At 70.8% G+C, this 13007-nt stretch carries 8 protein-coding genes; 2 read left to right on the plus strand and 6 right to left on the minus strand.

The window, feature by feature from the left end; all coding sequences use genetic code 11:
* Positions 1 to 4 precede the first annotated feature (4 nt).
* From ACZ63F_RS11630 to ACZ63F_RS11650, 5 genes are all read right to left on the minus strand, one after another.
* Positions 5 to 1783, minus strand: a complete 1779-nt coding sequence (locus tag ACZ63F_RS11630) for a branched-chain amino acid ABC transporter permease (protein ID WP_469710534.1) — start codon at positions 1781 to 1783, stop codon at positions 5 to 7.
* A gap of 5 nt (positions 1784 to 1788) precedes the next feature.
* On the minus strand, positions 1789 to 2727 hold the full coding sequence (locus tag ACZ63F_RS11635) for a branched-chain amino acid ABC transporter permease (RefSeq protein WP_352355387.1): 939 nt from the start codon (positions 2725 to 2727) through the stop codon (positions 1789 to 1791).
* 108 nt (positions 2728 to 2835) lie between these two features.
* Positions 2836 to 4044: a branched-chain amino acid ABC transporter substrate-binding protein gene (locus ACZ63F_RS11640; RefSeq protein ID WP_352355572.1), complete on the minus strand. Its 1209-nt coding sequence runs from the start codon at positions 4042 to 4044 to the stop codon at positions 2836 to 2838.
* A gap of 565 nt (positions 4045 to 4609) precedes the next feature.
* A complete protein-coding gene (locus ACZ63F_RS11645) occupies positions 4610 to 5104 on the minus strand; it encodes a PaaI family thioesterase (protein ID WP_351958338.1) in 495 nt (164 codons plus the stop codon).
* Positions 5105 to 5193: 89 nt separating this feature from the next.
* Positions 5194 to 7488, minus strand: a complete 2295-nt coding sequence (locus ACZ63F_RS11650; RefSeq protein WP_469710237.1) for an FdhF/YdeP family oxidoreductase — start codon at positions 7486 to 7488, stop codon at positions 5194 to 5196.
* Between the two features lie 724 nt (positions 7489 to 8212).
* Between ACZ63F_RS11650 and polA the strand changes: the two genes are divergently transcribed.
* Positions 8213 to 10939 carry a DNA polymerase I gene (polA, locus tag ACZ63F_RS11655; protein ID WP_469710238.1) on the plus strand — a complete coding sequence of 909 codons (2727 nt, stop codon included), beginning with the start codon at positions 8213 to 8215 and terminating at the stop codon, positions 10937 to 10939.
* A gap of 732 nt (positions 10940 to 11671) precedes the next feature.
* Positions 11672 to 12049, plus strand: a complete 378-nt coding sequence (locus tag ACZ63F_RS11660) for a hypothetical protein (protein WP_469710239.1) — start codon at positions 11672 to 11674, stop codon at positions 12047 to 12049.
* Here the strand turns inward: ACZ63F_RS11660 and ACZ63F_RS11665 are convergent.
* Positions 11985 to 12824: a DUF4184 family protein gene (locus tag ACZ63F_RS11665; protein ID WP_469710240.1), complete on the minus strand. Its 840-nt coding sequence runs from the start codon at positions 12822 to 12824 to the stop codon at positions 11985 to 11987. The two genes, ACZ63F_RS11660 and ACZ63F_RS11665, sit on opposite strands and share 65 nt — an antisense overlap.
* Positions 12825 to 13007 lie beyond the last annotated feature (183 nt).

Consider the following 13007-nt stretch of genomic DNA (forward strand, 5'->3'; position numbering starts at 1 on the left):
CTGCTCACGCCCCTGCCTTGGTGACGGCCGGATCGTCGCTCAGCGTCGCCTGCGCGGGTACGTCGAGCTGGCCGGTCTCGTGGAACTCCAGCTGGCGGCGGCGGTTGGCGATGATGCCCTCCGGCCGGAACCGCATCAGCAGGATCAGCGCGACGCCGAAGGCGAACAGCTCGTAGTTCTGCAGGAACTGGAGCTTCTCCGGGACCAGGTAGAGCACGCTCGCGCCGAGCAGCGGGCCGCTGACGGTGCCCATGCCGCCGAGGACGACGGCGGCCAGCAGGAAGGCCGAGTTGGGCGGGGCGGCGCCGGCGAACTGGTACGGCTGCGGGTTCACGCTGTAGTTGACGTGCGCCATCACGGTGCCGGCGAGGCCCGCGAGGGAGGCGCCGAGGGCGAAGGCGATCAGCTTGACGCGGAAGCCGTTGATGCCCATGGCGGTGGCGGCGGTCTCGTCCTCGCGGATCGCGATCCAGGAGCGGCCGATACGGGAGTCGGCGGCCCGGGTGAAGACGAGCACGACGATCGCCGTGACGATGAGCATCAGGAACAGGTAGTTGGCGAACCGGCCCAGGTTCTGCCCGAGGACGGTGTGCGACTCGCCCAGGTTGAACCCGAAGATGCTCAGGTCAGGGATCTGGGTGATGCCGTTGGGGCCGCGGGTGATGTTCGGTCCGGAGGTGCCGTCGAGGTTGTTGACGGTGATGCGGAAGATCTCACCGAAGCCGAGGGTGACGATGGCCAGGTAGTCGCCGCGCAGCCGCAGGGTCGGAGCGCCGATCAGCACACCGAAGACCAGTGAGGCGGCCATGCCGGTGAGGGCGGCGGCCCAGAACGGGAAGTGCACTCCGGAGAACCGGGAGTACTCCGAGCCGGAGACCAGGGCGGCCGCGTAGGCGCCGACACCGAGGAACGCGACGTAACCGAGGTCGAGCAGACCGGTGAGGCCGACGACGATGTTCAGGCCGAGGGCGACGGTGGCGAAGATGAGGATGTTCACGCCGACGTTGGCGTTGTGGTCGTCGCTCTGGGTGAAGGGGAAGATCACCGCCGCGACGAAGGCGAGTGCCGAGGCGAACCCCTTGTGGTGCGCCGCGGTGGTCGCGAAGCGGTCGACGAGGCCGGTGTGCATGAGACCCCAGGCGGCGAAGACGAGCAGCAGCAGGTAGCCGATGAAGGTCTCGCTCGCGTCGTTGTCGATGCCGATGCCGTAGGTGAAGACCACCAGGGCGAGCGCGACGCCGACCGTGATGACGACGCGCTCGGTGAGCGGTGACGCCTTGCCGGGGGCGGGCAGCTGAGGCTTGGTCAGGTAGCCGCGGATGCCGGTGCCCGGGGCCGGGTGCGGCAGCGCGAGGGCGCCGACGACGGGCAGCGCGGAGGCCGCCATCGCCACGTAGGCGCCGGGGTCGAGATTGACCAGGCCGCCGAGGTCGACGGCGATGGCGATGCCGGTGAACCAGCAGACGGCGAACGCCGAGAGGGCCGTCAGGAAGACCGGGGAGGTGGCGCCAGCCGGGTTCAGCCAGCGCAGCCACTTGACGTCCCACAGGGTGAGCCCGAACAGCAGGGTGAGGGCGCCGCCCACGAGGGCCAGGATCTGCAGGCCGGCCGGGTAGCCGTAGACGGTCAGGTCGCCGGGGAACTCGGAGGTCCAGGTCCAGCTCATGAAGGTGCTGGCGATGGTGCCCACGGCACCGGCGGCGATGAGCAGCCGGGCGACGGACAGCGGCAGCGCAACGGGCCCGCGACCGGCCGTGGCCGGGGAGTTGGTGGTGTCGGTCATGCTGCTCACGCCCTGTCCGCGACGCGTTCGCCGAGCAGACCCTGTGGTCTGAAGAGGAGTACGAGGATCAGCAGGACGAAGGCCCACACCGAGGCCCAGCCGCCACCGCCGAGTTGCTGCATGCCGGGGATGTTGGCGATGTAGGCGGTGGCCATGGCCTCGGCGATACCGAGGACGAGACCGCCGAGCATGGCGCCGTAGATGTTGCCGATGCCGCCGAGGACGGCCGCGGTGAACGCCTTCAGGCCGGCGATGAAGCCCATGTCGTAGGAGACGGAGCCGTACTTGAGGCCGTACGACACACCGGCGACGGCCGCGAAGAAGCCGCCGATCGCGAAGGCGATGACGATGATGCGGTTGGTGTCGATGCCCATCAGCTGGGCGGTGTCCGGGTCCTGGGCGGTGGCCTGCATGGCGCGGCCGGTGCGGGAGAGCCGGACGAACAGGGCGAGGATCGCCATGCACAGCGGGGCGGCGATGATCAGGAAGATGTCACCGCTCTGCACGGTCACGGAGCCGATGTGCAGCGGGCCGAACGGCAGTTGGGGGAAGACCCGGGCGGTCTTGGCGTCGCCGTCGACGTGGTACCAGTTGAAGACCGCCTGCTGCAGTGCGAGCGACAGACCGATCGCGGTGATCAGCGGGGCGAGGCGTGGCGCGCCGCGCAGTGGCCGGTAGGCGAAGCGCTCGGCGCCGACGGCGATGAGGACGGAGGCCAGGGCGCCGCCGATGAGCATCGCCGGCAGGGCTACCCACATGGATATGCCGTCCGGCAGGAGAAGGTAGACCGTGAGGGCGCCGAAGCCTCCGGTCATGAAGATCTCGCCGTGGGCGAAGTTGATGAGCTGGACGATGCCGTACACCATCGTGTAGCCGATGGCGATCAGACCGTACATCGAGCCGAGGAACAGCCCGTTGGCCAGCTGCTGCGGCAGGGTGTTCACCGCATGGCCTCCATGTGGTGGGGAGAGTCAGGTGGGCGTAGAAGGCGGGCCGCGCGGTGACGGTGGTCTGCGCCGCGCGGCCCTGGTGGAGCGATGTGTTCCGGCTGGTTACTTCGGGGTGGCAACGCCGCTCTGGACGGACTTCCACGCACCGCTGACGACCTTGTAGACGGTCAGCTGCTTGTTCGTCGTGTCGCCGTACTGGTCGAACGAGATCTTGCCGGAGATGCCCTCGAAGGAGGTGTTCTGCACGGCGCTGACGATCTGGGAGCGGGCGTCGTCCGGGATCTTGCCGTCCTTCACGACGGAGCCGACGGCCTTGATGATCGCGGTGGTGGCGTCGTAGGAGTACGAGCCGTAGGTGCCGTAGTCACCGGGGTACTTCTTGGCCTTGTAGGTGGCCACGAAGTCCTTGGCGGCGGGCAGGGTGTCGACCGGGACACCGATCGACGTCACCAGGTCGCCCTCGGAGGCCTTGCCGGCGGTCTTGATGTAGGTCGGGGTGAACATGCCGTCGCCGCCGAACAGCGGGATGTTGGCGCCCGCGTCCTTGAGCTGCTTGGTCAGCACCTCGGACTCGTCGTACTGGCCGCCGTAGTAGAGGATGTCGGCGCCCGAGTTCTTGATCTTGGTGACCAGGGTCGAGAAGTCACGGTCGCCGGTGTTGACGTGGTCGGTGCCGATGACCTTGCCGCCCTGCTTGGCGAACTGCTCCGAGAAGATCTTCGACAGGCCGGCGCCGTAGGTCTGCTTGTCGTCGACGACGAAGGCCTTCTTCTTCTTGGCGACGTTGTAGGCGTAGTCCGCCGCGTAGGCGCCCTGCAGGGCGTCGGTGGTCGCGGTGCGGAAGTACGTCTTGAACGGACGGGACGGGCTGGTCTGCCAGTTCTTGCCCATGGTCAGCTCGGGGTTGGTGTTGGAGGGCGAGATCTCCACCAGGTTGGCGGTGGCGAAGACCTGCTGCATCTGCGTGGCCACACCGGAGTTGAGCGGGCCGACGACGCCGAGCACCGTCTTGTCCGAGACGAGCTGGGTGGCGTTCTGCTGGCCGGTGGCCGGAATCGCCTTGTCGTCCAGCGCCTTGATCTTGAAGGTGACGCCCGGGACGGTCTTGTTCTTGTTGGCGTCGTCGACGGCGATCTGCGCGCCGTACTGGATACCGAGACCCGTGGCGGAGTTCTGGCCGGTCAGCGGGGCGTCGACGCCGATCGTGACCGTCACGTTGCCGCTGTCGCCGCTCTTGCTGTTGTCGTCGCGGGAGCCGCAGGCGGTGAGGGTCAGGGCTCCGGTGGTCAGGACGGAGGTAAGAATCACCAGAGAACGCTGTCGCACAATCGATCCTTTCCGCGGGCAGCGCGTCCCCGAGCAGGGAACGACGAATGCCGCGCCGGTACCGAACTCCCCATGGAGCGGTGACTGGCCGTGACTCTAAGCGCGGGTGAGGAACGTGGAGGAGTGCTTGACCAAGGCTGTGACGCTCTTGTTATGACACGAGGTAATGCAGAGCGGTACAGGGTGGGGGGAAAGCAGGAATTGAGCCCGATTCGCCCCGTCCGCATTCTGAGAACCTGCAGGACCCGGCGTGATCGGTTCAGGCGTCTCGACGGTTTTGGGCATTACGCGCGACCGTTGCTGTGGGCGACTTTCGAGGCGGGCGGGAGACGTGGCGCGCCCCGGGAACTGGGGTGGAACAGCGAATGTGGATTACACGCGTATTACGTAGAGTTACGTCGGGGAAAGAAAGTCAAGCCTTCGGAACTTTTTCGCATTTCCCTGCGTGCGGGCCACGGTGCCGCCGACCGGTCTCCCGGGGGGTTCTCTTACCGGGTGCCGGCCTCGGCACGCTGTGCCGAGGCCCTTCGCAGACCCGCGGACTCGCCTCTCAGGCGCCGGCGCCCTGCTGGAGGTGGACCTCGTCGCCCGGGCGCACGTCACGCAGCAGGCAGGTCAGCCGCGCGCTGCACACCCGCCGCCCCTCCTCGTCGCTGATCACGATCTCGTACGTCGCCGTCGAACGCCCCCGGTGCACCGGCGTGGCCACGCCGGTGACGAGGCCGGAGCGGGCGCCGCGGTGGTGCGTGCAGTTCAGGTCGACACCGACCGCGATCTTCGAACTGCCGCCGTGCAGCATCGAACCGACCGAGCCCAGGGTCTCCGCCAGCACCGCGCTGGCACCGCCGTGCAGCAGCCCGTACGGCTGGGTGTTGCCCTCCACCGGCATGGTGCCCACGACCCGTTCCGCCGAGGCCTCCACGATCTGCACGCCCATCCGGTTGCCGAGGTGGCCCGCCGAGAACAGGGCCCGCAGGTCGACGCCGAGCGAGGCGTACTCGTCGATGACCTCCTGCGGGAACTTCACGTGCTGCTGCTCGCCCATGGGCCGGCTCCGTTCGTCGTGCGCTGTCTCTCTCGGCTGAGCAAACGCTCAGTCGGCCGCCGATTCTTCCAGACGCACTGAGCGGGCGCTCAGACGGCGGCCGTCGGCTGCTGCGCGCCCGCCTCCAGCCGGATCACCACGGACTTGCTGGCCGGGGTGTTGCTGATGTCCGCCGTCGAGTCGAGCGGCACCAGCACGTTGGTCTCCGGGTAGTACGCGGCCGCGCAGCCGCGGGAGGTCGGGTAGTGCACCACCCGGAAGCCCGGCGCCCGGCGCTCCACGCCGTCCTTCCACTCGCCGACCAGGTCCACGTACGACCCGTCGGCGACGCCCAGCAGTCGCGCGTCCTCCGGGTTCACCAGGACCACCCGGCGGCCGTTCTTGATGCCCCGGTAGCGGTCGTCCAGGCCGTAGATCGTGGTGTTGTACTGGTCGTGCGAGCGCAGCGTCTGCAGCAGCAGCCGCCCCTCGGGCAGTTCGGGATACTCGACCGGCGCCGCCGTGAAGTTCGCCTTGCCGGTGGCCGTCGGGAAGCGCCGTTCGTCCCGCGGGGCGTGCGGGAGCGCGAAGCCGCCCGGGTGCGCCACGCGCGCGTTGAAGTCGTCGAAGCCGGGGATCACGCGCGCGATACGGTCCCGGACCGTCGCGTAGTCCTTCTCGAACTCCTCCCACGGCGTACGGCTGTTGTCGCCGAGCACCCGGCGGGCCAGCCGGCACACGATGGCCGGCTCCGACAGCAGCTGCGGGCTCGCGGGCTCCAGGCGGCCGCGCGAGGCGTGCACCATGCCCATGGAGTCCTCGACGGTGACGAACTGCTCGCCGCCGCCCTGGAGATCGCGCTCGGTGCGGCCGAGCGTCGGCAGGATCAGCGCCCGCGCGCCCGTGACGACGTGCGAGCGGTTGAGCTTCGTCGACACGTGCACGGTCAGCCGGGCCCGGCGCACCGCCGCCTCGGTGACCTCCGTGTCGGGTGTCGCGGAGACGAAGTTGCCGCCCATCGCGAAGAAGACCTTCGCCTCGCCGTCGCGCAGCGCACGGATGGCCCGGACGACGTCGAAGCCGTGCTCGCGCGGCGGCGCGAAGCCGAACTCCTTCTCCAGGGCGTCCAAAAAGGCCGGGGCCGGCCGTTCGAAGATGCCCATCGTGCGGTCGCCCTGCACGTTCGAATGACCGCGGACCGGGCACACGCCCGCGCCCGGGCGGCCGATGTTGCCGCGCAGCAGAAGGAAGTTGACGACCTCCCGGATCGTCGGCACCGAGTGCTTGTGCTGGGTGAGCCCCATGGCCCAGCAGACGATGGTGCGCTCGGAGGCGAGCACCATGGCGAGGGTCTTCTCGATCTCCTCGCGGGTGAGTCCGGTGGCGGTGAGCGTCTCGTGCCAGTCGGCGGCGCGGGCCGCCGTCGCGAACTCCTCGTACCCGTGGGTGTGTTCGCGTACGAACTCCTCGTCGACCGCGCCCTCGGTCTCCAGGACGAGCTTGTTGAGGAGCCGGAACAGGGCCTGGTCGCCGCCGATGCGGATCTGCAGGAACAGGTCGGTGAGGGCGGCGCCCTTGACCATGCCCTGCGGGGTCTGCGGGTTCTTGAACCGCTCCAGACCGGCCTCCGGGAGCGGGTTCACGCTGATGATCTTCGCGCCGTTGGCCTTGGCCTTCTCCAGCGCGGAGAGCATCCGGGGGTGGTTGGTGCCCGGGTTCTGCCCGGCGACGATGATCAGGTCGGCCTTGTACAGGTCCTCGAGGTGCACGCTGCCCTTGCCGATGCCGATGGTCTCGCTCAGCGCCGAGCCCGAGGACTCGTGGCACATGTTGGAGCAGTCCGGCAGGTTGTTGGTGCCCAGCTCGCGCGCGAACAGCTGGTACAGGAACGCGGCCTCGTTGCTGGTCCGCCCCGAGGTGTAGAAGACCGCCTCGTCGGGGGAGGAGAGGGCCGAGATCTCCTCGCCGATGATGTCGAAGGCACGCTCCCAGTCGACCGGCTCGTAGTGCTCGGCGCCCTCGGCGAGATACATGGGGTGGGTCAGCCGCCCTTGCTGGCCGAGCCAGTAACCGCTGCGGTGGTGCAGGTCGGCGACCGAGTGCGCGGCGAAGAACTCGGGGGTCACCCGGCGCAGGGTGGCCTCCTCGGCCACCGCCTTGGCGCCGTTCTCGCAGAACTCGGCCGTGTGCCGGTGGTCGGGCTCCGGCCAGGCGCAGCCGGGGCAGTCGAAGCCGTCCTTCTGGTTCACCCGCAGCAGCGTCAGCGCGGTGCGCTTCACGCCCATCTGCTGCTGGGCCATGCGCAGCGTGTGGCCGATGGCGGGCAGCCCCGCGGCCGCGTGCTTCGGCTCCGCGACCTGCGGCGCGTCCTGGACCGGGTCCTCCTTGGGCGGCTTCGTCGCCATCGCACGCTCTCCCTCTACGCCGGCACAACAGTGCCCCCGATCCTCGCACGCGCCACCGACGACGATCGAGTACGGGCTGCCCGACGGAAGCGGAACCAATGCCTGAGAAACCCGCGCTCTCCCGGCACCCCGCCCGGTCCCGCGTCCCCACGGCCGACGGCTCGCCTCTTCCTGGGGTCACCCAGGGCGCCTGACGGAGCCGCGCTCTCCCGGCACCCCGCCCGGTCCCGCGTCCCCACGGCCGACGCGCGGCCGCCGGCCCGCGTCTTCCTGCGGTCACCGGGGGCGCCTGACGGAGCCGCGCTCTCCCGGCACCCCGCCCGGTCCCGCGTCCCCACGGCCGACGTGCGGCCGCCGGCCCGCCTCTTCCTGCGGTCACCCAGGGCGCCTGACGGAGCCGCGCTCTCCCGGCACCCCGCCCGGCCCCGCGTCCCCACGGCCGACGTGCGGCCGCCGGCCCGCCTCTTCCTGCGGTCACCGAGGGAGTGCTGTCGCTCGACGGGCCGCGGTTCGGCGTCCGGCAGGGGGTGATCGGCCGGTTCTCCTTCAGCTTCCGCGGTACCGTCCTGCCCTCCCTCTCCGCTCTTTCCCCGCTCCGGAGCCGCCGCCGGGTTTCTCCGCCGCCGCGGCGATCAGCCACGACGGCGCCGTCCGGCGGTGCCGAGCTCACCGCACTCCCGGCCGTCGGCCCTCACTGTCAGTGCGGCGTGGCAGGATCGGGGGCGTGGCAGAGACAGCAGCGAAGCAGACCGACAAGACCCCCGGCGGCCCCCGTCCCCGGCTGATGCTCATGGACGGGCACTCGCTGGCGTACCGCGCGTTCTTCGCGCTGCCCGCGGAGAACTTCACGACCGCGACGGGCCAGCCGACCAACGCGATCTACGGCTTCGCGTCGATGCTGGCCAACACCCTGCGTGACGAGGCGCCCACGCACTTCGCGGTGGCGTTCGACGTCTCCCGCAAGACCTGGCGCTCCGAGGAGTTCACCGAGTACAAGGCGAACCGCTCCAAGACCCCGGACGAGTTCAAGGGCCAGGTCGAGCTGATCGGCGAGCTGCTCGACGCCATGCACGCGCAGCGCTTCGCCGTCGAGGGCTTCGAGGCCGACGACGTCATCGCCACCCTCGCCACCCAGGCCGAGGCCGCGGGCTTCGAGGTCCTGATCGTCACCGGCGACCGCGACTCCTTCCAGCTGGTGAGCGAGCACACCACGGTCCTCTACCCGACCAAGGGCGTCTCCGAGCTGACCCGGTTCACCCCGGAGAAGGTCTTCGAGAAGTACGGCTTGACGCCCGCCCAGTACCCCGACTTCGCCGCCCTGCGCGGCGACCCGTCCGACAACCTCCCCGGCATCCCCGGCGTCGGCGAGAAGACCGCCGCGAAGTGGATCAACCAGTTCGGATCCTTCGCCGAACTGGTGGAGCGCGTCGACGAGGTCAAGGGCAAGGCCGGCCAGAACCTCCGCGACCACCTGGAGTCCGTCAAGCTCAACCGCAGGCTCACCGAGCTGGAGCGGGGCGTGGAGCTGCCGAAGACGGTCGCCGACCTGGAGCGCGCCCCGTACGACCGCAAGAGCGTCGCGATGATCCTGGACACCCTGGAGATCCGCAACCCGTCGCTGCGCGAGCGGCTCTACGCCGTCGACCCCGGCGCCGAGGAGGCCGAGTCCACGCCGGTCGCCGAAGCGGGTGTGGAGGTCGACGGCACCGTCCTCGGCACCGGCGAGCTGGCCGGCTGGCTCGCGGAGCACGGCACCGGGCCGCTGGGCGTCGCCACGGTCGACACCTGGGCGCTCGGCACCGGCTCGGTCGCCGAGGTGGCGCTGGCCGCGGCCGGGGGAGCGGCGGCCTGGTTCGACCCGGCGGAGCTGGACGAGGCCGACGAGAACGCGTGGGCGGCCTGGCTGGCCGACGCCGCCCGCCCCAAGGTCTTCCACAACGCCAAGGGCGCCATGCGGGTCTTCGCCGAGCACGGCTGGACCATCGACGGCGTCACCATGGACACCGCGCTCGCCGCGTACCTGGTCAAGCCCGGCCGCCGCTCCTTCGACCTCGACGCGCTGTCCCTTGAGTACCTGCACCGCGAGCTGGCCCCGGCCGCCGCGGCCGACGGGCAGCTGGCGTTCGGCGCGGACGACGGCGCCGAGGCCGAGGCCCTGATGATCCAGGCCCGCGCGATCCTCGACCTCGGTGAGGCCTTCGAGACCCGGCTCCAGGAGGTCGGCGCCGCGGACCTGCTCCGTGACATGGAGCTGCCCACCTCCGCCCTGCTCGCCCGGCTGGAGCGGCACGGCATCGCCGCCGACCGCGCGCACCTGGAAGCGATGGAGCAGATGTTCGCGGGCGCGGTGCAGCAGGCCGTGAAGGAGGCGCACGCGGCGGCCGGGCACGAGTTCAACCTGGGCTCGCCCAAGCAGCTCCAGGAGGTCCTCTTCGGCGAACTGGCGCTCCCGAAGACGAAGAAGACCAAGACCGGCTACACCACCGACGCCGACGCGCTCGCCTGGCTCGCCGGCCAGACGGAGAACGAGCTGCCGGTGATCATGCTCCGGCACCGCGAGCAGGCCAAGCTGCGGGTCACGGTCGAGGGCCTGATCAAGACCGTCGCCGCCGACGGACGCATCCACACCACGTTCAACCAGACCGTCGCCGCGACCGGCCGGCTCTCCTCCACCGACCCGAACCTCCAGAACATCCCGGTCCGCACCGACGAGGGCCGCGCGATCCGCCGGGGCTTCGTCGTCGGCGAGGGCTTCGAGTCGCTCATGACCGCGGACTACAGCCAGATCGAGCTGCGGGTCATGGCCCACCTCTCCGAGGACGAGGGCCTGATCGAGGCGTTCACCTCCGGCGAGGACCTGCACACCACCGTCGCCTCGCAGGTGTTCTCCGTCGACCGGTCCGCCGTCGACGCGGAGATGCGCCGCAAGATCAAGGCGATGTCGTACGGCCTCGCGTACGGTCTCTCCGCCTTCGGCCTCTCCCAGCAGCTGAACATCGACGCGGGCGAGGCCCGGGCCCTGATGGACACGTACTTCGAGCGGTTCGGCGGGGTCCGCGACTATCTGCGCCGCGTCGTCGAGGAGGCGCGCGCCACCGGCTACACGGCGACGCTCTTCGGGCGCCGCCGCTATCTCCCCGACCTCAACAGCGACAACCGGCAGCGCCGGGAGGCGGCCGAGCGGATGGCGCTCAACGCGCCCATCCAGGGCACGGCGGCGGACATCGTCAAGATCGCCATGCTGAGGGTGGACGGCGCCCTCCGCGAGGCGGAGCTGAAGTCCCGGATGCTCCTCCAGGTCCACGACGAAATCGTCCTGGAGATCGCCCCCGGCGAGCGGGACCGGGTCGAAGCCGTCCTCCGCGACCAGATGTCCAACGCCGTCCACCTCCGCGCCCCCCTGGACGTCTCGGTGGGCGTCGGCCCGGACTGGGAATCGGCAGCACACTGACGCCTACGGCGAGCGCCGACAGAGGGCACGCTTCCCAGACGCCCGACAGAAGACACCGCCCTCCGACGAAGTGGCACCCCTCGCCGGCAGGGACCGCCACTCCCGACGAAAGGCACCGTTTCCCGGCAGACCGCTCCCCGGCATGGGGCGCCACTCCCGACGAAAGGCGCCGCTCCCCGGCATGGGGCGCCACTCCCGACGAAAGGCGCCGCTCCCCTGCTGGGGGTGCTGCTCCCGATGAAAGGCGCCGCTCCCCTGCTGGGGGTGCTGCTCCCGATGAAAGGCGCCGCTCCCCTGCTGGGGGTGCTGCTCCCGACGGAGGGCACCGCTCCCGGCATGGGGCGCCACTCCCGGCGGAAGGCGGCGCTCCCCTGCTGGGGGCGCTGCTTCCGACAGAAGGCGCCGCTTCCCGATCCCGGCGGAGCGGCGCCTCCCCCTTTTTCCAGCTCCTGCTCCGCCGCTCCCTCTTGCCGGCCGTTCCCCTTTCCTTGCCGCTCCCCCCCCTTTTTTTCCGCCGCAACGGTGCTCAGCCACGGCGGCGGCTCTCGGCGGTGCCGAACCCACGGGATGCGCCCGGTTCGGCACCGCCGGAAAGCGCCGCTGCGGTGGCTCGCCGTTGCGGCGGAGAAACGAAGAGGAGCGCTCTGGAGGAGTAAAAGGGGGGTGCGGGTACGTCACTCGCGTGGACCCCGTCAGAACGCCTCGGCCTCCGCCACCGGCAAGGATGCGGCCATGGGTATACGTATGGTTCACCGCCGGACGCCCCAGAGCAGACCCCCGGCCAAGGCCGGTTCCGCCTCCGCCTCCGCTCAGGTCACGGCGTCCCCGTCGGCCCCGGCCCTGGCGGCCGGCGCCAGTTCCGCCCGCATCCCCGTCGACCTCGCCGTCACCGCGCGCCGCGCCGTCACCCGCCTCCGGCGCAAGCTCCGCGCCCGGCCCGACCTGCGCCAGTGGTTCGACCTCGCCCGCAGCTACCTCGCGCTGCTCCTCGCCGTGCTCCCCGGCCCCCGCCGCCCCCGCACCATGACCGTGTTCGTGGCGAGCCTCACCGAACGGCCGGGGCGCTCCGCCGCACACCGTCGGCCACCGGAGCCGGACGCCACACCCTGACCGCCACGGCGTACCCCAGCACCCCGAGCAGCAGCCCCGCGCCCGTTCCGAAGAGCACCGTCGGCAGCAGCTCCCAGGGCTTCGCCACCGCCCCCCAGTACTCCCACCACCGCACCGCCCGCTGCACCGCCGCCAGCAGGGCACAGCCGGCGATTCCGGCGCCGGCCCACCACCGGTCCCGTACCGACAGCAGCGGCACCCCCACCGGCTCCCCGTCCGGCGCCCGCCGTACCGCGCGGACCGCGAACACGGCGAGCACGGCCGCGCCGGCCACCGAACTGCCGTACTGGAGCAGGGTGTACAGCGGCATGCCCGCGACGTCGTGACCGATGGCCGGGATCAGCCGGGTCCCCCAGCGGCCGTGGTGCGTGAAGGCGTCCCACACCACGTGCGTGAGCCCGCCGAGCACGGCGGAGACGTACCACCGGGCGGCCGCGGAGAGCCCGGCACGCGCGCGTGGCGCCCCGCAGCGCAGCAGCGCGGCAACCCGCCCCTGCCGGACTCGGGGCACGAGGGCCACGAGGGGTTCCCGGACCAGCAGCCACAGCGCGACCAGCGCCCAGGCGAACAGCACGTCGACGGTGAGGACACCGGTGAAGGAGTGCGTGAAGTCGCCGAACTCCATCGCGTCCGGCACCGCGCTCGCCGCGTAGTAGGTGAGGTCGGGCGCGAAGGACCCCGCGACGAGCACCGCCGGCACCAGCCGCCCGCGCCCGGTCCCGTCGCCGCGCACGGCGGGCAGCACGGCGGCGGCGTGGCTGAGAGTGAACGGCATCCGGGCCCCCTGGAGCAGTCGTCGGCCGGAGCGCCGAACAAGTGATCGTGTACGGCAAGTATCCGCGACACCACCATCGTTCAACGGGGAATGGCCAACTGGTGAAAATCGGGCACCACCGGGTGTCCGAGGAAGGGAAGTTGTCGTAGGGTCGCCTGGGTCGCCGCCCCGGCGTGCACGGCC

The sequence above is a fragment of the Streptomyces sp. NPDC104761 genome (assembly GCF_055583445.1).